Raw genomic sequence first — 24450 nt, 5'->3', positions numbered from 1 at the left:
CGGTCGTCACGCGGCGGGCACCGGCGAGCCCGCCTCGAAGTGCGCCGCGCGCAGCTCGATGCGAGATCCGATGCCGAGCTTGGTGAACACCTTGCGGAGGTGCCATTCGACCGTGCGCGGGCTGATGTAGAGCTGGGCGGCGATCTCGGCGTTCGTTCCGCCCTCGGCGGCGAGTCGGGCGATCTGCGCTTCCTGCGCGGTGAGCATGTCGCGCGTCTCCGGGGTGCGCTTGCGCACGTTCTCGCCGGTGGCCACCCGCTCGCGCCGCGCCCGCTCGGCGAACGCATGCATGCCCATGTCCGAGTACATCGTGTGCGCAAGGCGGAGCTGCTCGCGTGCGTCGGTGCGCCGGCGGACGCGGCGCAGCCACTCGCCGTAGAGCAGATGGGCGCGAGCGAGCGCCGGCCGCACCCGCGTGCGGCGCAGATGGGTGATCGCCTCGCGGTAGAGCGCCTCGGCGGCATCGCCCTCGGTCACCAGCGCGCGCGAGCGGGCCTCGACGCCGCGCACCCACTCGGTGCCGGCCGCGTCGCTGATCTCCGTGAGGCGCTCGAGAGGTCCCGCTGCACGCTCGGGGTGGCCGCTGCGCACGGCGGCCTCGATCAGCTCGGTCGGCACCCATGTCGACACGCCGAGCTCGTGGGGATGCGCGACCGCCTGCTCCGCGGCGGCAAGCGCCTCCTCATAGCGTCCGAGGCCGTTGAACAGCAGGGCGCTCGCCCACTCGGTCGCCACGAGCCAGAGGCCCTCGCCGCGGTGCACCACCTCCTGCCGCTGTGCTTCGATCAGCGCCAGCGTCTGCGCCTCGTCGCCTCGCCACGCAGCGAGGGCGAGCGCACCCTGAGGGGCCAGGTGGCTGCCGGTCGCCTCGGTGACCGCCTCGGTTTCGGCGACCAGCGCGGCCGCCGCCACGAGATCACCCAGGAACAGCTCGACGCTGAACCGCTCGGCGAGCGCGGCCGGCAGGAACGACAATGCGCCGGCGTCCCGCGCGAGACGCACCTGGTGCGCGCTGAGCTCGTCCCAGCTGGCGTCGTCACCGAGCGCGCGGGCCGTGCGGCAGGCCAGCCACAGCCAGCGCAGCGCGTCCTCGTCCGACAGCGCTTCCTCGCGGAACGCCTGGAGCGCGAGCTTCAGCGCCGGCGCTCCGGTTCGGTAGCCCTCGACGGTGAGCAGGGCGATGCCCCCGAGCAGCAGGTCGCAGCCGAGCGGCGGGCCGCGCAACGCCTGATCCCAGTCGGCGGCGAGCACGGCCTCGGCGATCTCCCGCACGCCCGCCCCGCGGGCCAGCTCGTCGGCGAAGAAGGCCGCAGCGAACGCGTCCAGGTAGGTGTCGCGGGCGAGCGCCGGATCCAGCGGCTCGAGGCGCTTGGCCGCCCGGAGCAGCATCCGCGGCGCGTCGGCACCGCGCGTCACCGCGAACGTGACCTCTGCGCGCAGCAGCTCCGCCCGCGCGCGGTCGAGCTCGTCGAGCGGGCCGGCCTCGGACACCGCGACGAGGCGCAACGCCGCGTCCGGTGCACCGGCGCGTTGCTTGCTCTGCGCCGCGGCGAGCGCCCGCTCCGCGCGGCGGGCGGGATCGGGCGTCAGCTCGGCCGCCCGCTCGAGGAAGGCAGCGGCCGCGGCCAACCCGCCCCGTGCCCGCGCCCGGCCGGCCGACCGCTCGAGCTCCGCGGCGACGTCCTCGTCGACGCCGGCCGTCGCGTGCGCGCGGTGCCAGGCGCGGCGGTCCGAGTCGCTGTCGGCGTCGGTCGCATCGGCGAGGGCGTGATGGGCGTGCTGACGCTCCTCTGGTGACGCCGCGCGGTAGACGGCGGACCGCACGAGCGGGTGCCGGAAGCGGACGTGCGCGCCGAACTCGACGAGGTCGCCCGCCGCGTTGCGAGCCGTCGGATCGACCCCGAGCGCGGCCGCCGCGCGCCAGACCGGAACCGGGTCGCCCGCGGGCTCGGCGGAGGCGACGAGCAGCAAGGTGCGCGTCGCGGCCGGCAGCGGCTCGAGCCTGCGGCGGAAGCTCTCCTCGATCCTGCCGCTCAGCGACGACCCGGTCGGAAGGCCGAACCCGCCCGCCACCTCGGCCGGCGTCAGAGCACGCGGCAGCTCGAGCAGCGCGAGGGGGTTGCCGCGGGTCTCGGCGACGATGCGGTCGCGGACTCCTTCGTCGAGCGGGCCCGTCAGCGCGGTCGCGAGCAGTGCGCGCGCGTCGCGCTCGCGCAGGCCGGGGACGACGAGGTCGTCGAGCCCCTCGAAGGCGTGCCGGCCGGTCGGGTCGCGGGCCGCGACGACGACGGCGACGGGCTCGGGCCCCAGGCGGCGGGCGACGAAGGCGAGCGACTGCGATGACGCCTCGTCGAGCCACTGAGCGTCGTCGACGATCCAGAGGAGCGGGCTCTGGTCGGCCGCCTCGGAGAGGAGGCCGAGCACGGCGAGCCCGACGAGGAACCGGTTCGGCGGGTCGCCGTTGCGCAGGCCGAACGCGGTGCTGAGCGCGTCGCGCTGCGGCGGCGGCAGACCGAGGATCCGGTCGGCGAACGGCGCGCAGAGCTGGTGCAGGCCCGCGTACGCGAGCTCCATCTCCGACTCCACGCCGGCCGTCCGGGCGAGCCGGAAGCCACTCGCGCTGCCGACGGCATGGTCGAGCAGCGCCGTCTTCCCGATCCCGGCCTCGCCGCGAAGGACGAGCACCCGGCTGCGCCCGCCGCGAACGTCGTCGAGCAGCCCGTCGAGGACAGCGCACTCCTGACGGCGTCCCCGCAACTTCGGCTGTTGCTCTTCTCGGGGCGTCGCGACCCATGCTCGCCTCTGTACCCATGGCCGTCAACCGCGGGGAAGCCGGCAGGTCCTGAGGCGCCTCAAGCGGCGGTGAAGGCGACTCCCGCTCGGCGCACCACGGCACGGGCGACGTCGGGCACGTTGGTGATGAGGCCGTCGACGCCGATCGCGGCGAGCCGCTCGAGCTCGGCGGGGGCGTCCACCGTCCAGGCCCGGACGACGAGCCCGCGCGCGTGGGCGGCCGCGACGAACGCCGCGTCGATGGTGCTGAACCAGGCGCTGATGCCGAGAGCGAAGGAAGCGACGGCGTCGAGGTCCGGCGCGAGGTCGAGCTCAGGCGCGTGGAGCGCGGCGAGCGCGAGGCCCGGCTCGGATCGGCTCAGCCGCTGCAGTGCCGGGAGATCGAAGGACTGCACGACCGCGAGATCGCTGACGCGATGGCGCTCCAGCGCCCGGGCGACGTCGCGCTCCCAGGTGGAGTCCGGTTGCTTCAGGTCGACCAGGTAGCGCGTCCGGCGCCCGTAGCGCGCGAGGAACGCGTCGAGCGTCAGCGGGCGCGCCGCCGGATCGAGGTCGAGGAGGTCACGTCGGGTCAACTCGCCGATGCGGTGCGCGAGTCCGGTCGTCCGCAGCAGCGTCTCATCGTGGACGACGACGAGCTCGCCGTCGGCCGTCGCGCGGACGTCGATCTCCAGCACGTCGGCGCCCTGCGTGAGCGCGAGGTCATGCGCGGCGAAGGTGTGCTCGGCGACGTACGCCGACGCACCGCGGTGGGCGATCACGTCCACCGGGGTCTCCAGGTGATGCACGCAGACGATGTGACCAGCGCGACCCGCCGCCGGTGTTGTCCGCGCGTGACCGGCTCGTGATCTTGCTGTGATGGACCGCCGCTTCCATTCGTTCCGCGGCGGCCGTACTGTCAGCTCGTGCAGCCGGCCGACCGGGGTTCTGCGACGTGGGACGGAGGCGGCTGGTCGGAGCTGTTCGGAGAGGCGTTCAAGCGGTCCGGGAACCCGATGGCGCTCACAGACGAGCACCGGCGGCACCTGGAGGTCAACGGCGCGTACCTCGCGCTGCTCGGGCGCCCGCGTGACGCGATCATCGGGCAGCCGCTCTGGCGCTTCGTCGCGGGCGGCCCTCGGTTGGACGTCGCCGCGTGGGAAGCGATGCTGGCGGACGGGCGAGCAACCGGCGACGCCGATCTGGTCCGTGCGGACGGCACCGAGGTGGGAGTGCAGTGGGCCGCGGCCGTCGAGACGATCACGGCAAGGCAGCTCGTCCTCGTCGTGGCGATGAGCACCTCGCGCTGGGGCGCTCGCTTCCGGCGCGACGTCGCTGCAGGCATCACCGGGGCGCCTGTCACCGCGCGGGAACGAGACGTCATCGGGCTCGTCGCGCACGGTCTGACGGGCCCGGAGATCGCCGCCCAGCTGCACATCTCGCACGACACCGTACGCACGCACGTGCGCAACGCCATGACGAAGGTGGGCGCGAGGTCGCGCGCGCACCTGGTCGCCAAGTCCCTTGCCGAGGGGATCATCGAGCTCTAGCCGCGCGGCGAGATCACGCAACCGCGGTATCGAAGGAACGGTCGACTCGGGGCACCCTGTCCCGCCGTGCAGCGCGTCCTGCTCATCGACGACCACGCCGGCATCCGCCAGGCTCTCCGCGGTCTGCTGCAAGCGCGCGGCTTCGAGGTCGTCGCCGAGGCGGGATGTGCGGCGACCGCCCTTGCCGCTGCGGCTCGCTTCGAGCCGGACGCCGCGCTGCTCGACGTGAACCTCGGCGCCGACGACGGCTACAGGGTCTGTCGCGCCCTCGCGCTCGCCATGCCGCGGATCGCTGTCGTCCTGACGTCTGCGAAGCCGACACCGCACGCCCCTCGCCTGGCGCGGCTGGTCGGAGCCCGCGGCTTCGTCGACAAGGCTCGTCTGCACAGCGCCGACCTGCACGCGCTGTTCAAGGACCCGATCGGCGGCTGACGACGGCACATATCGAGGGCGGCGCCGAAGACGCGCCGGACCGACAAGACGTGGCTCATGGGATCTCGATGTCCCTGATCTCGACCGCAGTGGTTCGACGAGCGACGAAGGGGGGAAGCAAGGCGAGCGCGGCGGCGGTGTCCACCGCGTCGACGCGGAACCACAGCGCATGTCCCCCGGCCAGGCACGTCGAGGCGGCGGAGCGATGACGGAGCGGGCTTGCGAAGCCGTTCCAGGCAGCGAACGCGGCGGTGCACTCGCGGGGTTCGTGGTGGTGATGCAGCAGGTACTGGGGCATGGGGCAGAGGCTCGCCGAGCGCGCCTCGGGGGACATCGGGGACGGTCCCTGAACCGGAACGAGCGGCGCCCGCCGAAGGGCGGGCGCCGGATGACCCCTTGTGGTACGCCGTTGGGTGCTAGCTCCGAGCGGCCACCACCTCCGGCTCCGGGGCCAGGCGCGGAAGCCATCCGAGACGCTTGGGCAGCCACCAGTTGCGCTCGCCGAGCAGCTTCATGCTCGCCGGCAGGAGCACGCCGCGGATGAGCGTGGCGTCGAGCAGGACGGCGAAGGCGAGGCCGACGCCCATCTGCTTGAACAGCATCCACGACAGCGTCCCGAACACCGAGAACACGCCCACCATCACCAGTGCTGCGCTCGTGACGACGCCCGCGGTGCTCTTGATCCCCGCCGCGACCGCGTCCTCGGTGCGCGCACCGCGGTCCACCAGCTCGCGGACCCGGCTGAGGATGAACACGTGGTAGTCCATCGACAGGCCGAAGAGCACGACGAACATGAACAGCGGGATCCACGACTCGATCGGGCCGGTGTCGGACACGCCCAGGAGCGAGTTGAACCAGCCCTTCTGGAAGACGAGGACCATCACGCCGTAGGACGCGCCGATCGACAGCAGGTTGAGCGCGATCGCCTTCAGCGGGACGACGATCGACCGGAACGTGACGAGCAGCAGCACGAACGCGGCGAGGATCACGAAGCCGAACACCAACGGCAGGTGGGCCATCATCGAGTCCCGGAAGTCGCGGTCCGTCGCGCTGCCACCAGTCGCGTACGCCTGCACGCCGTCGACCTCGCCGAGCGTCGCCGGGATGAGGTCGTCGCGCAGCCGATCGAGCGCCCGCCCGGCCCGGTCCTCGTCCTTGGGCACCTCGATGCCGAGGAGGTCGACCGTCCCGTCGCGGCTGACGTCGTGCTCGACCTTCCCGCCCGGGAACAGCGCCTCGTCGCTCGCGAGCGAGCGCTCGAGCTTCGCGATCGCACCGGTCGTCGCCGCGTCCGTGACGTCGGCGGCCTTGACGACCACCTCGAGCGCGTCCGTCTCGCTCGGGAACGCCGCCTGCAGGTGGTTGAACTTCTGCACGACGGCGAGGTCCTGCGGGAGCGTGTCCGTGCTCGGCGTGCCGGTTTCCATCTGCAGAGCCGGAACGGCGAGCGCCACCAGAAGCGCCGTCGCGGCGACCGCCGACACCAGCGGGCGCTTCAGCACGCGGTCGACGACGCGCGACCACAGGCCGAACGACGCGGCGCGACGCTTGAGGCGGGCGAGCCCCGGGACGCGACCCTTGTCGACCCGGTCGCCGGCCAGCGACAGCAACGCCGGCAGGACGGTGAGCGACCCGAGCATCGCCACGGCGACGACCGCGACGGTGCCCGTGGCGAACGAGCGGAAGGTCGCCGCGCCGCCGAAGTACATCCCGGCCATGGCGATCATGACGGTCACACCGGAGACGAGCACGGCTCGCCCGGACGTGGCCGCGGCCGCTTCGATCGCCGCCGCGTTGCTGCGTCCGGCGGCACGCTCCTCCCGCACCCTGCGCAGGTAGAAGAGCGCGTAGTCGACGCCGACGGCGAGGCCGATCAGCAGGATCACGTGGTTGACCGTGTCCTCGACTGCGGTCAGCTGGCTGAGCGGTCCGACGAGCCCGAACGTCCCGAGCACGGCGGTGATCGCGAGCAGCAGGGGGATCCCCGCCGCCACGAGCGCGCCGAAGGCGACGAGGAGCACGAGCAGCGTGATCGGCAGCGACGTCGTCGCCGCCTTCTGGAGGTCCTGGTTGAAGACCTCCATGAACTCGTCCTCCGAGCTCGCGCTGCCCGACTGCTCGATCCGCAGGCCGGGGTGAGCCTTGGCCGCGGCGTGGACCGCGGCGACGGTCGCGTCGACCTTCTCCTGGACCGCCGGCGTCTCGGTCGGGTCGCCGGGGATCTCGAACGTGATGAGCCGCGCGTGACCGCCCGGCGACACCTGCGACGGGTCGATCTTCCGCACGCCGTCGACGTGGTCGAGCCGTTGCGTTACGTCACGTACGGCCGCGCGGAACGTTGGATCCCCTGTAGTGGCGGAGTCGCTCTGGACGAGCACGAGCTCCTGGACGCGGTCGGGGTACGCGTCCGCCACGATCCGGTCGGCGCGGCCGGAGTCGCCGACGCCGGCCTCTTCCGGGGTCAGCGTGTTGGTGCCGACCGCTCCGCCCACCATGTAGGCGAGCACGACGAAGGCGAGCCATCCGACGATCGCCTTCTTGCGGTTCCGGGCGCTCCAGCGACCGGCCCGCGCTGCGAGGTTGTTGCTTGGCATGTGCATGCTTCGCAGCCTCCGCGCGTCGGCCCCGACGCGCATCGGGGGCGGTCCCTGTACCGGCGCCCCTGAGCGAGGTAGGGTCGGCCGCGAGGTGACCATCGACTTCAGCGCCCGGCCTGTCGTCGGGCGCCAGCGCGAGCTCGTCGAGCTCGACGCGGCCCTCTCGTCGCTCTCCACCGGCACCGGGTCGCGGTGCCTCGCGGTGCTCGGTGACCCCGGCATCGGCAAGACGAGGCTCCTTGCCGAGCTCCGTGCCCGCGCCGACGCGCTCGGCCACGTCTGCCTGACGGGCACGTCGTCGGAGTTCGAGCGCGACCTGCCGTTCGGTGTGTGGGAAGACGCCCTCGATGCGCATCTGGCGGCGCGCGGCGCGGACGGGCTCGACGGGCGCATCGTGCGTGAACTTGCTGGTGTCCTGCCGTCGCTGCGGCCCCACGCCGGCGGCGAGGCGGCGTTGCCGGACGAGCGGTACCGCGTCCACCGGGCGATGCGCGCGCTGCTCGGCGCGCTCGGCGAGGAGCAGCCGCTCGTCGTCGTGCTCGACGACCTCCATTGGAGCGACGCGGCGTCGATCGAGCTCATCGGATCGATCGTCAGCCGCGGCGTCGAGGGCCCGGTGCTGCTCGCGCTCGGCGTCCGCTCGGGCCAGATCCCGGAGGGGCTCACCGCCGCCCTCGTCCATCCGGCCGTGCAACGGATCGACCTCGAGCCGCTCGACGAGGCCGAGTCCGCTGCGGTGGCGGGCGACGGCATCGGCGCGGAGCGCCAGCGCGAGATCTTCGCCGAGAGCGGCGGGAACCCGTTCTACATCGAGCAGCTGGCGTGGACAGCGGGGGCCGATGCTGGGGCCGAGCCGGCGGCGGGCGTGCCGGTCGTGGTGGCGGCTGCCCTCGGGCACGAGCTGGCGGCGCTTGCGCCGGCAACCAGACGGTTCCTCAACGGCGCCGCTGTCGCAGGCGACCCGTTCGACCCCGCGACGGCGGGAGCGATCGCTGAGCTCGCGCTCGACGACGCGCTCACAGCCCTCGACGACCTCGTCGCCGCACGGCTGGTGCACGCGACCGAGGTCCCCCGCCGTTTCGCCTTCCGCCATCCGCTCGTGCGGCGGGCCGTCTACGAGTCAGCGCCTCCGGGGTGGCGGCTCGCGGCACACGCGCGAGCCGCCGCGACGCTCTCCGAGCAGGGCGTCGCCGCGACCGCACGTGCGCACCACATCGAGCAGTCCGCGGTGCCCGGCGACGCCGCGGCGATCGCGTTGCTGCTGTCAGCAGCCGGCGAGGCGGCGGCGCACGCCCCGGCCACCGCTGCGCGGCGCTACGAGGCAGCGCTGCGGCTGCTCCCCCACGACGACGACGAGACCCGCATCCGGACGCTCGTCGGCCTGGCGGCGTCGCTGCGGCATGCGGGTGACCTGAACGGGTCGCGCCGGCGGCTGCTCGAGGCCATCGAGCTGCTGCCGCCCGACGCGCTCGCCATGCGAGTTGCGCTCACCACGGGCTGCGCGGTGACCGAGACGTTCATGGGGCGACACTCGTCCGCGCAGGCCCGGCTGACCAAGGCTCTGGCGGACCTGCCGGACGAGCGCTCGCCCGAGGCGGTGACGGTGCGCCTGAGCATCGCAGGTGAGCAGTTCTTCACGACGCAGATCGAACGCATGTGGGACATGTCCAACGAGGCGCTGACGCTCGCGCGGTCGTTGGGCGACGCGGCGCTCGTAGGGGCGGCAACGGCCGTCGTCGCGCACGCCGGCGCGATGCATGGCGAGCTCGAGGCGGCCGAGCGCGCCCGGCGCGAGGCAGCCGAACGGCTCGACACGCTGAACGACGACGAGCTCGCGCTGCGGCTCGAGGACCTCAACCGGCTGGCCTGGGCCGAGTTCTACATGGGCCACTACGAGCAGTCGAGCACCCGGTTGGACCGGGGGATCGCCGTGGCGCGCACGAGCGGGCACGGGGAGTTCGTCGCGCTCATGCACCAGGCCAAAGGGCTCGACGCGATGATGCTCGGTGACCTCGACGAGGCGGCCGAAGTGCACGACCGTTCGATCGAGCAGGCCCGACTGGCCGCGAACCCGTACATGACCGCGGCGGCGCTCGTGACCTCCGCGCAGATCGCGATGCTGCGCGGTGACCTCGACGGCGCGATCGCCGCGGCGCGCGAGGCGGTCGAGCTGACCGAGGGTTCCGAGCCGGGCGTGATCCCCGCACTGTGCGCGACGGTGCTCGCGCTGCTGCTGTTCGCCCGCGGAACGCCCGAGGGCGTCGACGCGCTCGTCGAGATCGCGGGCGGCTGGGAGCTCCCGCTGCTGCCCGCGTTGTGGCAGGCCCGCTACCAGACGCTCAAGGCGACCGTTGACGTCAGCCGTGGCCGGCTGGACGACGCCGAGGTCGCCGCGGCGCGCGCCGAGGCGGCAGCCGCCCGCTGCGCCTTGCCGATCATCGAGGCCTACGCGCTGCGCGCGCGAGCGACCGTGCTGCTCGGGCAGGGGTCGGTGATCGAGGCGGCGGACGTCGCGCTGCGCTCGGCCGGTCGCGCCGATGCGGCCGCAGCCCGCATCGAGGCGGCGACCTCGCGGCTGCTGGCCGGCCAGGCGCTGGCGCGCGCGGACCGCCGCGCGGACGCGGTGCGCGAGCTGCGCAGCGCCGAGCGTGTGCTCGCTGCCAGCGGCGCCCTGCGGCTGCGCGACACGGCGCGGCGCGAGCTGCGCCGGCTCGGCGCCCGCGCCGAGCCGCCCGGCCCGCGTGCGCCCGGCGACACCGGCGTCTCTTCCCTGTCGAATCGCGAGCGCGAGGTCGCCGACCTCGTCTGCGACCGTCACACGAACCGAGAGATCGCCGCGGCGCTGTTCCTCAGCGAGAAGACCGTGGAGACGCACCTGCGCAACATCTTCTTCAAGCTCGGCGTCTCGAGCCGCGTCGACGTCGCCCGCGCGATCGAGGGCGCCCGGGCAAGCGCGTAGCCAAACCCGATGCCGGAGGAGGGACTCGAACCCCCGGCACGCGGATCATGATCGGCGAAGGATCCTGGAAGCGCCGTGCGCGCGGCGTCTACCGAGCCACGCCGGCGCGGGCGAACCTTGCTTCGGCGCGCACGTCGCGGCCGTATCAGCCCAGGTAGCCCTCGACGGTTCCCTGGTCGCGCATCTCGGCCTTGTCCGGATCGTCGCCGGCGCGCTCGCGTGCCCGACGCTGGCGCCGGAGATCCCAGAGCTGGTCGAGCTCGACCTTGATCGCAGCCAGGCGCTCGGCATCGGCGGCGATCCTCGCTCCGTCGTCGTGATCGGAAGCGGCACGGTGCGCTGCGTGCTGCGCCTCGTCTGCGCGCAGGCGACGCTCCTCGGCCTCGAGCTCCTCGATACGTGCCTGGATCTGCTCGTCGTCCATGGCCGGAGATGTTCCCTCCGTCGTCTGCGCCGGTCAATCACGGTGCGAGACCCCTTGAGCGCGAGACCGTGAATCAGCCCGGTCGGCCCACCGACCGGCTAAGAAGGATCAGGACGCGGCGATGCATCGCTGACTGCGACACAAGGCCGGGCCGCTGGCACGACGCGCCGTGACGACGCGGCAGTCGTTGAATCGCCTCCTGAACGACGAAAGCCCCGCCGCCGCGGGGCTTCTGGAAGTGCCGGAGGAGGGACTCGAACCCCCGACACGCGGATTATGATTCCGCTGCTCTAACCGACTGAGCTACTCCGGCGGGGACGAGGAGGATAGCCGTCGCGTGGCGCGCACGTGTGGTGGCGACCACCCCTGGGAGGGCTGTTCGGGTGCGCCGGCCGGCGGAAGAGTCCGGGGTGTCAGGCAACACCTTCTCCGGAGCTCTCCAACCATGTTCTCCACCACCGCCCCCCGCAGCACCTTCATCCGGATCGTCGCGACGATCGCCGTCCTGCCGGTGCTCCTCTCAGTCGCTCTCGCCGGACCCGCCGCCGCATCGGAGCGGGCGCCACGGCCCGCCGCCCGGGACGGGGCGGCGCACCTGTCCGTCAAGTCGGTGCTCCGCTGTGCGCCCACGAAGGCCGCGGCTCGGCGGCGAGGCGCGCACTGCCGGCCCCCGAAGGGCCGGCCGGCCGTGCAGCCCCGGATCAACATCACGACCTGGACGTGGACGCCGCAGTACCACCAGTGCACCTACGTGCAGCAGGCGAGCTGGGGCCAGTGGTTCGCGTGCAGCTTCTTCCAGCTCCAGAGCGGCGTGGGGAGCGGCGACGGCGCCGTCACGGGCATCACCTGGTTCTACATCGACGCCTACGGCCGCTCGGTGCCTTACTACCAGGTCTTCCCGGGCTACATCGGGCCCGCCGTGAACGCCTGACTTCGCTCGTCAACCGAAGCCCCGCTCAGGCGGGGCTTCGTCGTGTTCCAAGGCGTCAACGAGGTGTGGCGACCTGCGGCTCGCGCCGATCCGTTCGCTAGCCTCCCGGCCTTCGTTGAGCGGCGAGTCGCTGGGGATGTGCGTGACTCGCCGTGGCTCGCTCGTTGCGTCCAGCCGGCGTGCCTGCGTTCGAACCGCTCCCATGCGGGGCAGTTCGCGCGGGTCCGGACGGAGGGGGGTGACGTCGTGCGTCGAATCCGTCTCGACACGAGGAAGGAACGCCATGCCGTTCAACATGACGATCCGCCCTGTCGCCGTGGCCTTGCTCGCCGCCGCGTCGCTTGCCCTGCTCTTCTCGCTGGCCAGGGCCGATGCCGCGCAAGCCGCGTGCTCGGGGGCGAACAGCACGAACCGCGCGGTTGCCGCCGGCGCGATGTTCTGCCTCATCAACCAGGCGCGCGCGCAGCGCGGCCTGCCCGCGCTCGGCTCCGACGCGCGCCTGCACCGGGTCGCCAGCCGCCACGCGAACCAGATGGTCCGGATGCGCTTCTTCGGCCACGACTCGCCCCGCTCGGGCAGCCTGGTCAAGCGCGTCAAGCGCTCGGGCTTCCCGCCGCGCAACCGCCAGTGGTGGTGCGGTGAGAACCTCGGCTTCGGCACGGGCCGCGCCCGCACTGCGCGCAAGGTCTTCGTCGGCTGGATGCACAGCTCGATCCACCGCAAGGCGATCCTCTACGGCAACTTCAAGCGCATGGGGGTCGGCGTCTTCGGCGGCACCCCGATGAGCGGTGCGCGCAGGCGCGCGCTGACGTACGTCGTCACCTTCGGCGGCTGAGCCCCCGCACTCCACCGGGGGCGTAGTCTCCCGGTGACCACATGGCCCTGTTGAGCTCCCTCACGGGCGTCGGCGTCCGCGACGTCGCGATCGACCTCGGCACCGCGAACACGCTCGTCTACGTGCGGGGCCGTGGCATCGTCGTGTCCGAGCCGAGCGTCGTCGCGATCGACAACAAGACCGGCGAGGTGCACGCGGTCGGCTCGGAGGCCAAGCAGATGATCGGCCGCACGCCCGCGTCGATCTCCGCGGTGCGGCCGCTGCGCCACGGGGTCATCACGGACTTCGAGGTCACCGAGGCGATGCTGCGCTACTTCATGCGCCGCGCCGAGCAGCGCCGCCGCGCGCGTCCGCGCCTCGTCATGTGCGTGCCGTCGGGCGTCACCGAGGTCGAGAAGCGCGCCGTCATCGACGCCTCGCTCGCGGCCGGAGCGCGCGAGGTGCAGCTGATCGAGGAGCCGCTCGCGGCCGCGATCGGCGCCGGCCTGCCGATCGCCGAGCCGCGCGGCCACATGGTCGTCGACATCGGCGGCGGCACGACCGAGGTCGCGGTGATCTCGCTCGGCGGGATCGTCGTCTCCGAGTCCGTGCGCGTCGGCGGGTACGAGCTCGACGACGCCGTCACGGCGTGGATGCGCACGCAGCACGGGCTCGCGATCGGCCAGCAGACGGCGGAGGACCTGAAGGTGGAGCTGGGCAGCGCGATGCCGCTCGCCGAGGAGCTCGAGGTCGAGATCCGCGGACGCCACATGGCGTCGGGCCTCCCGCGCTCGGTCCAGGTGTCGAGCACCGAGATCCGCGAGGCGCTCGCCGACAACGTGCAGACGATCGTCGAGGCGGTGAAGGAGACGCTCGAGCGCACCCCGCCCGAGCTGTCGGCCGACATCACCCAGTCCGGCATCCTGCTCGCCGGCGGCGGCGTGCTCCTGCAGGGCTTCGGGGAGCGGCTGGCGGAGGAGACGGGCATGCCGACGACGCTTGCCGACTCGCCGCTCACGTGCGTGGTGCTGGGCTCCGGCATGGCGCTCGAGGAGTTCGGGGCGATGGTCCGCTCGGACCAGCTCGCGCAGCGCAATCGCCTGCGACGCACCGCGGAGCTCCCGCGCTGAACCTGCGCAGCTCTCGATCGTGCGGCCCGTCGCGGCGGCGTTGACACGGCCGGGTAGGCTCGGCGGCCATGCCTGAGTCCATGTGCGCGGTCGGCGACGTCGAGCTCTGCTACGAGACGTTCGGCGACCCCTCGAACCCGCCGCTCCTGCTCGTGATGGGCCTCGCCACGCAGATGATCGCGTGGCACGAGGACTTCTGCGAAGAGCTGGCCGGCCGCGGCTTCTTCGTCATCCGCTACGACAACCGCGACGTCGGGCGGTCGTCCAGCGGGACGGGCCGCCCGCCGACGATCCGGCAGATCCTGACGCGCAAGGTCAAGCCGAGCTACCTCCTCGACGATCTCGCCGCCGACGGGATCGGCCTGCTCGACCACCTCGGGATCGAGCGGGCGCACGTCGTCGGCGTCTCGATGGGCGGGATGATCGCCCAGACGATGGCGGCCCGCCGGCCCGACCGCGTGCTCAGCCTCGTCTCGATCATGTCGACCACCGGCTCGCGCCGGGCCGGGCAGCCGAAGCTGTCGGCGTACCCCGTGCTCCTGCGCCGCGCGCCCGACGACCGCGAGGGCTTCATCGCGCACCTCGCGACGACGTACGAGCTCATCCGCTCGCCCGGCTTCGAGCACGACGTCGAGCACCTGCGGGACCTCGCGGGCCGCACGTACGACCGCGGCCTCAACCCGGCCGGCAGCGGGCGCCAGCTCGCGGCGATCATCGCGTCGGGCGACCGCACCGAGAAGCTCAAGTGGATCACCGCGCCGACGCTGGTCATCCACGGCAAGGCCGACAAGCTCATCTCGCCGTCGGGCGGGCGCGCGACCGCGAAGGCGATCCCGGGGGCGGAGCTGCTCGAGATCGAGGGCATGGGCCATGACCTGCCGCGCGGGGTGTGGCCGCAGGTGATCGACGGGATCGTGCGCACGGCGGCGCGGGCCCGGTCGGCGGCGACCGAGACGATCCAGAACGCAGCCTGATGCGGCGCACGCTCGTTCTCGCGACGCTCGGCGCCGCGCTGCTGCTCGCTCCGGCCGCCGAGGCGCGCCAGTACGAGCTAATGAAGTCCGTGCCGGGCGCGGTCCGCACCGCGGCGCGCAAGGCGAAGATCCCCGTGCGCGTCCCGGCGTCGCTGCCGCTCGACTACGACAAGGGCGTCTACGGGCAGGGCGGGGGTGGCCGCAAGACGTTCTTCGTCGGCATCAACGCCACGAAGGTCTGCGGGGCGAACGCGTGCTTCCTCGCGTCGATCTCGGGCGAGAAGGGCGGCAAGCCGGCCTTCAAGCGGACGGTCTCGCTCGCGCGCGGGATCACGGGCTACTTCAAGCCGCTGTCGTGCGGCGGGTCGTGCGCTCCGCCGCAGATCCAGTGGATCCAGGGCGGCGTCCTCTACGACATCCAGGCCAAGGTCGAGGGCAACGGCCGTCGCGTGCTGATCAAGGCCGCGAACGAGGCCATCCGCTCGACGGCGCTGTAACGGCGAACGGCGCCGCCCCGGTGCGGGGCGGCGCCGTCCGGCCGGATCAGCAGATGACCTGGAGGTGGAACGGGACCGCGGGCGCGCCGTCGGTCTCGTCCACGGTGACGCTCTTCGTGTCGGCCGCGACGGGCTGGACCGCGAAGTCCACGGCGGAGGCGGCGGCGCCGGTCTCGGTCGCGGTGAACGAGCACTTGCTGACGTCCTTGTTGAACGTCACGGTGAACGTGTTCGTCGTGCCCGCGCCGCTGACCGACGCGCCCGTGACGCCACGACCGGTGGCCGCGCCGGCGGCGGTGACGGCGGCGAAGAGGAGGTCGCCGGCGCCGGCGAACTCGGTCGAGTCCTTGCCGTCGAGCTTGTCGCTGTCGGCGGCCTTGCCGTCCTTCGCGACGAAGTCGTCGGCGCTCTTGCCGTCGACCTCGTCGGCGTTCAGGCCGGTGGCCACGCCGGTGGCGTTGGTGGTGAACGGCTTGACGGCGTCGCCACCCTTGCCGCCCATGATCGTGCCGATCACCGGACCGGCGCTCGACGCGAACTCGAAGGCGAGGCCGTTGACGAGGTTGTTGGCGCGCATGCACGGCTTGTTGCCGTTCGGCGTGCCGCCCTCACCGGAGCGGCAGCCGTAGATCGCGCCGCCGCCGCGGGCGGACTTGTTCGACTGGCGGGTGCCGTACGTGTTGTTGCTCGCGATGATCTGGGTCTCGCGGACGAGGTTGCCGGCACTGGGATTGCGCTCACCGGCCTTGACGGTGCGGCCCTCTCCGGCGGCACCGGCGATCGACGTGGCGATGGAGGCGGCAAGAAGCGCGAGGAGGCCGAAGGCCAGGACGACGCTGCGCTTCGTGAGGCGACTCGTATATCTGTCCATGCCCACCTGCGACACACCGCTTCCACGAGGGTTGCGGTCTGCACGTACTCTCCCGGGCGTGTCAGAGCTCGCCACCGCCGCACGGACCGTCGTCGGCCGCTGCCTCGCCGTCAAGCCGGGTGAGGACGTCCTCGTCGTCTGCGATCCGGACCGCCTGCGCATCGGCCAAGCGCTGCAGGACGCCGCGATCGAGGCCGGCGGCGACGCCGTGCTGATCGTGCTGCCGCAGCGGCCGGAGCGCGGGACCGAGCCGCCCCGACTGGTCGCCGAGGCGTTCGCCGCCTGCGACGTCTTCCTCGCGCCCTCGGCTCCCTCGCTGTCGCACACGACCGCGCGCAAGGGGGCGACGGAGCACGGCGCGCGCGGGGCGACGCTGCCGTACGTCGAGGAGGAGATGCTCGCGCGACTGATGAGCGGCGCGTTCGACCTGATGGCCGAGCGCAGCGCTCGCGTCGCCGCGCTGTTGACCGAGGCCGACGAGGCGCGCTTCACGTGCCCGCTCGGGTCCGACATGCGCTTCGACCTGCGCGGGCGGACCGCGATCGCCGACGACGGCGACCTCACCGCGCGCGCCGCCTTCGGCAACCTGCCGTGCGGTGAGGGCTTCATCTCGCCGGCGTCCGGCTCGGGCGTCTTCCACGGCAAGACGATCGGGCACTTCGGCATCTCGGACGAGCCCGTCGAGCTGCGCGTCGAGGACGGCCGGCTCGTGTCCGCGACCGGCGGGCTGGGGCCGCGCTTCACCGACCACCTCGACGCGTTCGGCCCCGACGGCCGCCACCTCGCCGAGCTCGGCGTCGGCACGAACGAGCAGGCGCGCCTCACCGGCAACCTCCTCGAGGACGAGAAGATCGTCGGCACGGTCCACGTGGCCTTCGGCGCGAGCGCCGCGATCGGCGGCACCGTCACCGTCCCGGTCCACGAGGACGTCGTCGTCCTCGACCCGACGCTGACGATCGGCGAGACGACCGTCGTGGACGCCGGCCGCTTCGTCCTCGATTGAGACGAAGGTCACGCGGGCGGTCTCCTGAGCCCGGGATGATGAGGGCGTGACCGCCGTCTCCGCGCCGTCGCTGCCGCCCGGTCCGACGCTGTCGCCGGTTGCGCAGACGATGCTGTTCCTGCGCTCGCCGGCGTCGTTCATCGCGGAGTCGCGGGAGAAGTACGGCGACGTCTTCACGCTGCGGATCGCCGGGGCGCCGCCGTTCGTCGTGCTCGCCGACCCGGCGGCGATCCGCGAGGTCTTCACCGGGCCGACGGACGTGCTGATGGCCGGCGTGGCGAACCAGCCGCTCGGTGCCGTGCTCGGGCCGCGGAGCACGCTGCTGCTCGACGGTCCGGAGCACCTGGCCGCGCGCCGGCGCCTGCTGCCGCCGTTCCACGGGCCGCGCCTGCAGACCTACGAGCTGATCATGGAGCGCGCCGCGCGGCGGGAGATCGAGGGGTGGCCAGTCGGGCGCCCGTTCGCGCTGCTGCCGAGCATGCAGGACATCACGCTCGAGGTGATCATGCGGGCGGTCTTCGGCGTGTCGGCCGGCGAGCGGTACGACGAGCTCGCGCGGCGGATCCGGATCATGCTCGCCCCGGCCAGCCGCGCCCGCCGTCTCATGCAGGTCGTCTCGCGCAGCGACGAGATGCCGAGGCGCTTCGCGGGGCAGATCGCCGACGTCGACGAGCTCATCCACGCCGAGCTCGACGACCGCCGCGCCGCGACCGATCTGGACGAGCGCGACGACGTGCTCTCGATGCTCGTCCAGGCGGGGTCGACCGACGACGAGCTGCGCGACGAGACGATGACGCTGCTCGTCGCCGGGCACGAGACGACGGCGACGGCGCTGTCGTGGGCGTTCGAGCGGATCCTCCGCCACCCCGAGGTCCTCGAGCGCCTGCCCGAGGACCAGGCCTACCTCGACGCGGTCTGCAAGGAGACGCTGCGCGCGCGGCCGGTCGTCAACTCGGTCGGCCGGTGGCTCTCACGGCCGTACACCGTCGCGGGCTACGAGCTGCCGGCGGGCACCATCGTCATGCCGAGCATCGCGCTGTCGCACCGGCGCGAGGAGGCGTTCACCGACGCCGAGGCCTTCCGGCCCGAGCGGTTCCTCGGCGAGGAGACGCCCTCGACGTACGAGTGGCTGCCGTTCGGCGGCGGGCCGCGCCGCTGCCTCGGCGCCGCGTTCGCGCTGTTCGAGATGCGCGTCGTGCTGCGGACGATCCTGCGCGAGGTCACCCTGCGCGCCGACGGCAACGGCGACGAGCCGGTCGTGCGCCAGGGGATCATCAGCGCGCCCGGCCGCGGCGGCCGTGTCGTGCGCGTGCGGTGACAGCTCCTCCGGGTCCGCGGGAGCCACGCGCGCTCCAGACCATGGAGTGGATCGTTCGCCCGACCGCGTTCCTGCGTCGCTGCGCGGCGCGGTACGGCGAGCCGTTCACGCTGCGCACCCACTGGTCGAGCGCGCCGATGGTGCTCGTCTCGCACCCCGACGACGTGCGCCGTGTCTTCACCGCGCCGCCGGCGGTCCTGCGGGGGCCGGGGGAGGGCTCGATCCTCGAGCCGTTCGCAGGCCCGACGTCGATCATGGTCCTCGACGGCGACGAGCACCTCCGCGCGCGACGGCTGCTGCTGCCGCCGTTCCACGGGGAGCGGATGCGCGCGGTCCGCCCGCTCGTCGCGGAGCTCGCCCGGCGCGAGCTCGCGTCGTGGCCGCGCGGGCAGGTCGTCAAGACGCACGAGCGGATGCAGGCGCTGACGCTCGAGGTGATGCTGCACGTGGTCTTCGGCCGCCCCGACGAGCGCCTGCGCTCCGCGATCCGCGACGCGCTCGCGCTGACCCGGTCGGCGCCGCGGCTCGTCGCGATGGCGCTCGGAGGGTCCCGCGCCTTCACCCGCGCGGTCGCGCGCGTCGACGACCTCCTCTACGAACGCATCGACGGAGACGCCGACCCGGACTCCGTCCTCGGCTCGCTACGCGAAGCCCGCCACGAAGACGGCTCGCCGCTCTCGCGCCAAGAGCTCCGCGACCACCTCGTCACGCTCCTCGCGGCCGGCCACGAGACCACCGCGACCGCCCTCGCGTGGGCGTTCGAGAGACTCGGGAGGACCCCGGCCGTCGTCGCGCGCCTGAGCGAGGAGGGGGCGGCCTCCGAAGAGCCTCAGGGCGGCGCCGCCCCCGCGCGATTCGCCGAGGCCGTTGCGCAGGAGGTCCTCCGGGTGCGCCCGGTCCTCAGCGTCGCTCCGCGGACGGTGGTGGAGCCCCTCGAGATCGCCGGAACGGAGTTGCCTCCGGGCGTGCTGGTCGCGCCGTGCATCTACCTGACGCATCGCCGGGCGGACGTGTGGGGCGACCCGCATGCGTTCCGGCCCGAGCGGTTCCTCGAAGGGAAGCCTCCGCCGTACGCGTGGATCCCGTTCGGCGGCGGGACGCGGCGGTGCGCGGGCGCGCCCTTCGCGCTCATGGAGATGGAGGTCGTGCTGACGGAGGCCGCGCGGGCCGGGCGGCTCGACGCGCCCGGCAGCCCCGAGCGGGTGCGGCGGCGCGCGGTGACGTTGAGCCCTGCGCGGGGTGGCAGAGTGCGCGTCTCGTGACGACGCTGCTGACGATCCCGAACGTCTCCGAGGGCCGTGACCCCGCCGCGATCCAGGCGATCGGCGCGGCGTTCGCGTCGACGGGCGCGCGGCTCCTCGACGTCCACGGCGACGCCGACCACCACCGCAGCGTCTTCACGCTCGCGGGCGGCCCGGGAGAGCTGGCGCCCGCGCTGGTCGCCGGCGCGCGCGAGGCGATCGCGCGGATCGACCTCACGACGCCGCGCGGCCAGCACCCGCACGTCGGCGCGGTCGACGTCGCGCCCGTCGTCTTCCTCGACGACGCCCGCCGCGGCGCGGCCTGCGCGGAGGCGCTGCTGGCGGCCGACATGCTCGGCGAGCTCGGCCTGCCCGTCTACCTCTACGGGCTGCTCGCCGACGGCCGGACCCGGGCGGCGCTGCGCCGCGGCGGCATCCCGGCGCTGCGCGAGATCGAGCCCGACTTCGGCCCGAACCGGATCGACGACCGCTCCGGCGCGGTCCTCGTCGCTGCCCGCCCGCCGCTGATCGCGTTCAACCTCTTCATCCGCGGCACGCCCGACGAGGCGAAGCGCGTCGCCGCGCTCGTGCGCGAGACGGGATCCGAGGGCCTGCCCGGCGTCCGCGCCCTCGGCATGGAGGTCGAGGGCCGCGCGCAGGTCTCGACCAACGTCGAGGACCACCACGGCGTCGCCCTCGTCGACCTCCTCGCCGTCGTCCGGCGGCACGCCGTGGTGGAGGAGGCGGAGCTCGTCGGGCTGGCGCCGGAGAAGGCGTTCCGCGGCTGGCCCGACGACGTCCCGGTCCGCAACCAACGCACCGTGGAAGAAGCGCTCGCAACGAAGGGGTCAGGCACCGTGCGTGCACCGCGCACGCACGGTGCCTGACCCCGTTGTTGCGGTTCGGGCCTCATAGACTCCGGAGGAGCCATGGCCCAGTCGAGGAAGCGCCGTCAGACCAAGCACCGCGGGAACGCCGCCGGGAAGGTGGAGACGCGCGGGCGCACCGGCCGCAAGCCCACCGCCGACGAGCGCAAGATCGACGCCAAGGAGGAGGCGCGGCTCCGCCGGCTCGAGCGGATGAACCAGCCGCCGACTTGGCGCGGGGCGCTCAACCGCGCGGCCATCGCCGCCGGCCTCTTCGTCGTCGCCGTCATCGTCCTCGGCCAGAACCCGGCCGCGGCGGTGTCGCTCGGCGCGCTGATGCTGCTGCTCTACGTGCCGCTCAGCTACTACACGGACCTCACGATGTACCGCCGCCGGCAGCGCAAGAAGGCGGCCGCGGGGCGGGCGAGCTGATGGACGTCCGCGGCTTCACCGTCGGCCCGGTCCAGGAGAACTGCTTCATCGCGCGCCGCGACAAGGAGTCCGATCGCGCGATCGTCGTCGACCCGGGCGAGGAGGCGCCGACGCTGCTCGGCGCGATCGAGGAGATGGGCGTCACCGTCGACGCGATCCTCCTCACGCACTGCCACTTCGACCACATCGGCGCCGTCGCGCCGGTCGCGAAGGCCACGGGCGCGCCGGTCTACTGCCCGAAGGTCGAGGTCCCGATGCTGCAGGACGTCATGGCGTTCGTGCCGTGGCCCGGCTTCGGCCCGTACGAGAACCACGACCCCGAGGAGACCGTCGAGGGCGGCGAGCGGCTGCAGCTCGCGGGCTTCGACATCGAGGTGCTCTTCACGCCGGGCCACAGCCCCGGCCACGTGACGTACTCGATCGCCGACGAGCAGGTGCTCTTCTCCGGCGACGTGCTCTTCCAGGGCTCGGTCGGGCGCACCGACCTGCCCGGCGGGGATTGGAACGTCCTCGCGCAGTCGATCGCGATGCTGCTCGACCGCTTCCCCGACGAGACCACGGTCCTGCCGGGGCACATGGGCGTCACGACGCTCGGGCGGGAGCGCGCGACCAACCCGTTCCTCTCCGAGCTCGTCTCTTGAAGGCCCCCAAGGGCACGTTCGACGTCCTGCCCGAGCAGCAGGCGGCGAGGGAACGCGTCGCCGACGCGGCGCAGCGGATCCTCGAGGGCGCCGGCTACCGCCGCATCGAGACGCCGACGTTCGAACCCACGGAGCTGTTCGCCCGCGGCGTCGGCGAGTCGACTGACATCGTCCAGAAGGAGATGTACACGTTCGACGACGGCGGCGGGAGGTCGATCACGCTGCGGCCCGAGGGCACCGCGCCGGTCGCCCGCGCCTACCTCGAGCACGGCATGCACAAGCTGCCGCAGCCGGTGAAGCTCTGGTACCTGTCGAGCTTCTTCCGCAAGGAGCGCCCGCAGGCCGGTCGCTTCCGGCAGTTCTGGCAGATCGGCGCCGAGGCGATCGGCTCCGACGATCCCGCCGTCGACGCGGAGTCGATCGCGCTGCTCGCGACGCTGCTCGACGAGCTCGGCGTCGAGGGCGTGCGGCTGCGCCTCGGCACGCTCGGCAGCGCCGAGTCGCGCGCGAGGTACCGCGAGATCCTCACCGGCTTCCTCCGTGCGCACGCCGGCGACCTCTCGGAGGACGTCCGCGGGCGCATCGACCTCAACCCGCTGCGCGCGTTCGATGCCAAGGACCCGCGCACGCAGGCGGTCATGACCGACGCGCCGCGCCTCATCGACCACCTGTCGCCCGAGGACGAGGACCACTTCCGCGCCGTGCGCGAGATGCTCGACGCCGCGGAGGTCCCGTACGAGGTCGACTCGACGCTGGTGCGCGGGCTCGACTACTACACGCACACGGTCTTCGAGTTCACGTCCGACGCGCTCGGCGCGCAGTCCGGCGTCGGCGGCGGCGGCCGCTACGACGGGCTGATCGAGCAGCTCGGCGGCCCGCGGACGCCCGGCACCGGCTGGGCGGCCGGGGTGGAGCGGATCCTGCTGGCCGCGTCCGACGAGCGCGCGGCCGAGCCGCCCGTCGACCTCTTCGTCGGCTACACCGGCGAAGCCGACCGCAAGCTCGCGTTCGAGCTGAGCATGGATGCGCGGCGAGCGGGCATGAAGGCGCAGATGGAGCTCGCCGGGCGATCGCTGAAGGGCCAGCGCAAGCAGGCCGACCGCGTCGGCGCGCGCTGGCTCGCCGTCCTGCACGAGGGCGCCGCGACGCTGCGCGACATGGAGTCCGGCGAGGAGGCGAACGTCCCGGCGGACCGCGTCGTCGCGCAGGCCATGCGAGGGTTCACGCCGTGAAGCAGCAGCCGCGCAGCAACGTCTACCGGGACACCTGGTCGGGCGACCTGAGGGCCGCCGACGCCGGGTCCACGGTCCGCCTGTCCGGCTGGGTGCACCGGCGCCGCGATCACGGGGGCCTGATCTTCATCGACCTCCGCGACCGGTCGGGCATCGTGCAGCTCGTCTTCCACCCCGACACGTCGGGCGCGTCGTTCGCGACCGCCGAGGCGCTGCGGCCCGAGCACGTGATCAGCGCCGTCGGCGAGGTCGTCCAGCGCGAGTCCGGGAACGTCAACCCGAACATCCCCACGGGCGAGATCGAGGTGCGGGTGACCGAGGCCGAGCGCCTCGCGGTCTCCGAGACGCCGCCGTTCCCGCTCGACGAGGACACCGACGTCGACGAGCTGCTGCGCCTGCAGCACCGGATGCTCGACCTGCGCCGCCACACGATGCAGCGCGCGCTGTCGATCCGCAGCGAGGCGATCAGCCTCATGCGCCAGGGCCTGGAGGCCGCCGACTTCCTCGAGATCGAGACGCCGATCCTCACGAAGTCCACGCCCGAGGGCGCGCGCGACTTCCTCGTGCCGAACCGCCGCGAGCCGGGCACGTGGTACGCGCTGCCGCAGTCGCCGCAGCTCTTCAAGCAGCTGCTGATGATGAGCGGCTACGAGCGCTACTTCCAGATCGCGCGCTGCTTCCGCGACGAGGACCTGCGCGCCGACCGCCAGCCGGAGTTCACGCAGCTCGACGTCGAGATGGCGTTCGTCACCGAGGACGACGTCATGGGCACCATCGAGGACGTCATGGCGCCGGTGCTGGCGCTCGGCGACCTCGGCCTGCCGGCGCCGCCGTGGGAGCACGTCACCTACGCCGACGCGATGGCCAAGTACGGCACCGATCGCCCCGACCGGCGCTTCGGGCTCGAGCTGCACGACGTGTCCGAGCAGGTCCACGGCTCGCAGTTCAAGGTCTTCCAGTCGGTCATCGACTCCGGCGGCGCGGTGCTCGCGATCAACGCCGGCAAGCGGGAGCTGTCGCGCTCGGAGCTCGACGGGCTCAACGACGTCGTCAAGCAGCACGGCGGCAAGGCGGTCGCCTGGGCGTTCGTGGAGGAGAGCGGCTGGCGCTCGCCGATCGCGAAGTTCTTCACCGAGGACCAGATCTCGCACACGACGCACGCGTTGGGCGCGGCCGAGGGCGACCTCCTGCTGTTCGCCGCCGACAAGCGCGACGTCGCGCAGACGGCGCTCGGCGGGCTGCGCCTCGAGCTCGGCCGCCGGTGGGAGCTCGTGCCCGAGGGCGTCCACGACGTCTTCTGGGTCGTCGACTTCCCGATGTTCGAGTGGGACGAGGACGAGCGGCGCTGGTCGGCGGTGCACCACCCGTTCACGGCGCCGAAGGGCGACCTCGCGGGCGACCCGGGGGAGTGGCTCTCGCGCGGCTACGACCTCATCGTCGACGGGCAGGAGCTCGGCGGCGGCTCGATCCGCATCCACTCGCCCGAGGTCCAGTCGCGCGTCTTCGAGGTGCTCGGCATGGACGCCGAGGAGGCGCAGGCGCGCTTCGGGTTCCTGCTCGACGCGCTGCGCTACGGCGCGCCGCCGCACGGCGGCATCGCGTTCGGCATCGACCGCGTCGCCGCGCTGCTGGCGCGGCGCGACTCGATCCGCGACGTCATCGCGTTCCCGAAGACCGCGAGCGGTGCGGATCCGATGACCGGCGCGCCGTCACCGATCGACGGGCGTCAGCTGCGCGAGCTCGGCATCCGCCAGGGCTAGCGCCCC

Annotated in this window: 22 protein-coding genes and 1 tRNA gene; 16 read left to right on the top strand and 7 right to left on the bottom strand. The window is 73.1% G+C overall.

All coding sequences use genetic code 11. From position 1 onward, the window contains the following. Positions 1-6 precede the first annotated feature (6 nt). Positions 7-2757: a helix-turn-helix transcriptional regulator gene (locus AC1UE4_RS07175; protein WP_482916535.1), complete on the bottom strand. Its 2751-nt coding sequence runs from the start codon at positions 2755-2757 to the stop codon at positions 7-9. A gap of 95 nt (positions 2758-2852) precedes the next feature. Beyond that, positions 2853-3581 carry a glycerophosphodiester phosphodiesterase gene (locus tag AC1UE4_RS07170; protein ID WP_482916534.1) on the bottom strand — a complete coding sequence of 243 codons (729 nt, stop codon included), beginning with the start codon at positions 3579-3581 and terminating at the stop codon, positions 2853-2855. 117 nt (positions 3582-3698) lie between these two features. Between AC1UE4_RS07170 and AC1UE4_RS07165 the strand changes: the two genes are divergently transcribed. Next, a complete protein-coding gene (locus AC1UE4_RS07165) occupies positions 3699-4322 on the top strand; it encodes a helix-turn-helix transcriptional regulator (protein WP_482916533.1) in 624 nt (207 codons plus the stop codon). A 66-nt stretch (positions 4323-4388) separates the two neighbouring features. Further along, the gene (locus AC1UE4_RS07160; RefSeq protein ID WP_482916532.1) at positions 4389-4754 is read left to right on the top strand and encodes a response regulator; all 366 of its coding nucleotides are present in this window, start codon (positions 4389-4391) and stop codon (positions 4752-4754) included. Between the two features lie 55 nt (positions 4755-4809). Here the strand turns inward: AC1UE4_RS07160 and AC1UE4_RS07155 are convergent, their stop codons facing one another. Together AC1UE4_RS07155 and AC1UE4_RS07150 are read right to left on the bottom strand one after the other, a co-directional pair. Further along, positions 4810-5052, bottom strand: a complete 243-nt coding sequence (locus AC1UE4_RS07155; RefSeq protein ID WP_482916531.1) for a hypothetical protein — start codon at positions 5050-5052, stop codon at positions 4810-4812. Between the two features lie 118 nt (positions 5053-5170). Beyond that, complete coding sequence (locus tag AC1UE4_RS07150) at positions 5171-7354, bottom strand: MMPL family transporter (protein ID WP_482916530.1); 2184 nt, start codon at positions 7352-7354, stop codon at positions 5171-5173. Positions 7355-7442: 88 nt separating this feature from the next. Between AC1UE4_RS07150 and AC1UE4_RS07145 the strand changes: the two genes are divergently transcribed. Continuing rightward, positions 7443-10310 (top strand): ATP-binding protein, encoded by a 2868-nt coding sequence (locus AC1UE4_RS07145; protein WP_482916529.1) that lies wholly within the window; start codon positions 7443-7445, stop codon positions 10308-10310. A 145-nt stretch (positions 10311-10455) separates the two neighbouring features. Here AC1UE4_RS07145 and AC1UE4_RS07140 read toward each other — a convergent pair whose 3' ends face one another. Then, positions 10456-10734, bottom strand: coding sequence for a DUF2630 family protein (locus tag AC1UE4_RS07140; RefSeq protein WP_482916528.1), 279 nt, complete (start codon positions 10732-10734; stop codon positions 10456-10458). Between the two features lie 239 nt (positions 10735-10973). Beyond that, a tRNA-Met gene (locus tag AC1UE4_RS07135) sits at positions 10974-11047 on the bottom strand. Between the two features lie 132 nt (positions 11048-11179). Between AC1UE4_RS07135 and AC1UE4_RS07130 the strand changes: the two genes are divergently transcribed. From AC1UE4_RS07130 to AC1UE4_RS07110, 5 genes are all read left to right on the top strand, one after another. Further along, entirely contained in the window at positions 11180-11665 is a 486-nt protein-coding gene (locus tag AC1UE4_RS07130) for a hypothetical protein (protein ID WP_482916527.1), read from the top strand. A gap of 283 nt (positions 11666-11948) precedes the next feature. Next, a complete protein-coding gene (locus tag AC1UE4_RS07125) occupies positions 11949-12500 on the top strand; it encodes a CAP domain-containing protein (RefSeq protein WP_482916526.1) in 552 nt (183 codons plus the stop codon). Between the two features lie 41 nt (positions 12501-12541). Next, positions 12542-13609: a rod shape-determining protein gene (locus tag AC1UE4_RS07120; protein ID WP_482916525.1), complete on the top strand. Its 1068-nt coding sequence runs from the start codon at positions 12542-12544 to the stop codon at positions 13607-13609. Positions 13610-13677: 68 nt separating this feature from the next. Next, positions 13678-14583 (top strand): alpha/beta fold hydrolase, encoded by a 906-nt coding sequence (locus AC1UE4_RS07115; protein WP_482916524.1) that lies wholly within the window; start codon positions 13678-13680, stop codon positions 14581-14583. Next, positions 14583-15080, top strand: a complete 498-nt coding sequence (locus AC1UE4_RS07110; protein WP_482916523.1) for a hypothetical protein — start codon at positions 14583-14585, stop codon at positions 15078-15080. The genes AC1UE4_RS07115 and AC1UE4_RS07110 overlap by 1 nt, the downstream gene beginning before the upstream one ends. A gap of 46 nt (positions 15081-15126) precedes the next feature. On the opposite strand, the gene AC1UE4_RS07105 is transcribed toward AC1UE4_RS07110, so the two are convergent. Next, positions 15127-15951 (bottom strand): hypothetical protein, encoded by an 825-nt coding sequence (locus tag AC1UE4_RS07105; protein ID WP_482916522.1) that lies wholly within the window; start codon positions 15949-15951, stop codon positions 15127-15129. A 58-nt stretch (positions 15952-16009) separates the two neighbouring features. On the opposite strand from AC1UE4_RS07105, the gene AC1UE4_RS07100 reads away from it, so the two are divergent. Genes AC1UE4_RS07100 through aspS form a run of 8 tightly spaced genes read left to right on the top strand, consistent with a single transcriptional unit; the run spans position 16010 to position 24444 of the window. Beyond that, the gene (locus AC1UE4_RS07100) at positions 16010-16954 is read left to right on the top strand and encodes an aminopeptidase (RefSeq protein WP_482916521.1); all 945 of its coding nucleotides are present in this window, start codon (positions 16010-16012) and stop codon (positions 16952-16954) included. A gap of 46 nt (positions 16955-17000) precedes the next feature. Beyond that, a complete protein-coding gene (locus tag AC1UE4_RS07095) occupies positions 17001-18272 on the top strand; it encodes a cytochrome P450 (protein ID WP_482916520.1) in 1272 nt (423 codons plus the stop codon). 41 nt (positions 18273-18313) lie between these two features. Continuing rightward, a complete protein-coding gene (locus tag AC1UE4_RS07090; protein WP_482916519.1) occupies positions 18314-19534 on the top strand; it encodes a cytochrome P450 in 1221 nt (406 codons plus the stop codon). Continuing rightward, entirely contained in the window at positions 19531-20400 is an 870-nt protein-coding gene (locus tag AC1UE4_RS07085) for a glutamate formimidoyltransferase (protein WP_482916518.1), read from the top strand. Before AC1UE4_RS07090 ends, AC1UE4_RS07085 begins: the two co-directional genes overlap by 4 nt. A 42-nt stretch (positions 20401-20442) precedes the next feature. Then, entirely contained in the window at positions 20443-20811 is a 369-nt protein-coding gene (locus tag AC1UE4_RS07080) for a hypothetical protein (RefSeq protein ID WP_482916517.1), read from the top strand. Beyond that, entirely contained in the window at positions 20811-21452 is a 642-nt protein-coding gene (locus tag AC1UE4_RS07075) for an MBL fold metallo-hydrolase (protein WP_482916516.1), read from the top strand. Before AC1UE4_RS07080 ends, AC1UE4_RS07075 begins: the two co-directional genes overlap by 1 nt. Next, a complete protein-coding gene (gene hisS / locus AC1UE4_RS07070; protein WP_482916515.1) occupies positions 21449-22684 on the top strand; it encodes a histidine--tRNA ligase in 1236 nt (411 codons plus the stop codon). Before AC1UE4_RS07075 ends, hisS begins: the two co-directional genes overlap by 4 nt. Next, positions 22681-24444: an aspartate--tRNA ligase gene (gene aspS / locus AC1UE4_RS07065; protein WP_482916514.1), complete on the top strand. Its 1764-nt coding sequence runs from the start codon at positions 22681-22683 to the stop codon at positions 24442-24444. Before hisS ends, aspS begins: the two co-directional genes overlap by 4 nt. The last annotated feature ends 6 nt before the right edge of the window (positions 24445-24450 follow it).

It is taken from the genome of Parviterribacter kavangonensis, assembly GCF_056863335.1.
The sequence above is the reverse complement of the archived record's forward strand: the minus strand, read 5'-3'. Positions and strand labels throughout refer to the sequence as shown.

Coding starts and splice junctions, on each gene's coding strand:
- AC1UE4_RS07155 (WP_482916531.1), bottom strand. CDS start 5,052: ATGCCCCAGTACCTGCTGCATCACCACCACGAACCCCGCGAGTGCACC.
- AC1UE4_RS07150 (WP_482916530.1), bottom strand. CDS start 7,354: ATGCACATGCCAAGCAACAACCTCGCAGCGCGGGCCGGTCGCTGGAGC.
- AC1UE4_RS07140 (WP_482916528.1), bottom strand. CDS start 10,734: ATGGACGACGAGCAGATCCAGGCACGTATCGAGGAGCTCGAGGCCGAG.
- AC1UE4_RS07130 (WP_482916527.1), top strand. CDS start 11,180: ATGTTCTCCACCACCGCCCCCCGCAGCACCTTCATCCGGATCGTCGCG.
- AC1UE4_RS07125 (WP_482916526.1), top strand. CDS start 11,949: ATGCCGTTCAACATGACGATCCGCCCTGTCGCCGTGGCCTTGCTCGCC.
- AC1UE4_RS07120 (WP_482916525.1), top strand. CDS start 12,542: ATGGCCCTGTTGAGCTCCCTCACGGGCGTCGGCGTCCGCGACGTCGCG.
- AC1UE4_RS07115 (WP_482916524.1), top strand. CDS start 13,678: ATGCCTGAGTCCATGTGCGCGGTCGGCGACGTCGAGCTCTGCTACGAG.
- AC1UE4_RS07110 (WP_482916523.1), top strand. CDS start 14,583: ATGCGGCGCACGCTCGTTCTCGCGACGCTCGGCGCCGCGCTGCTGCTC.
- AC1UE4_RS07105 (WP_482916522.1), bottom strand. CDS start 15,951: ATGGACAGATATACGAGTCGCCTCACGAAGCGCAGCGTCGTCCTGGCC.
- AC1UE4_RS07090 (WP_482916519.1), top strand. CDS start 18,314: ATGGAGTGGATCGTTCGCCCGACCGCGTTCCTGCGTCGCTGCGCGGCG.
- AC1UE4_RS07080 (WP_482916517.1), top strand. CDS start 20,443: ATGGCCCAGTCGAGGAAGCGCCGTCAGACCAAGCACCGCGGGAACGCC.
- AC1UE4_RS07075 (WP_482916516.1), top strand. CDS start 20,811: ATGGACGTCCGCGGCTTCACCGTCGGCCCGGTCCAGGAGAACTGCTTC.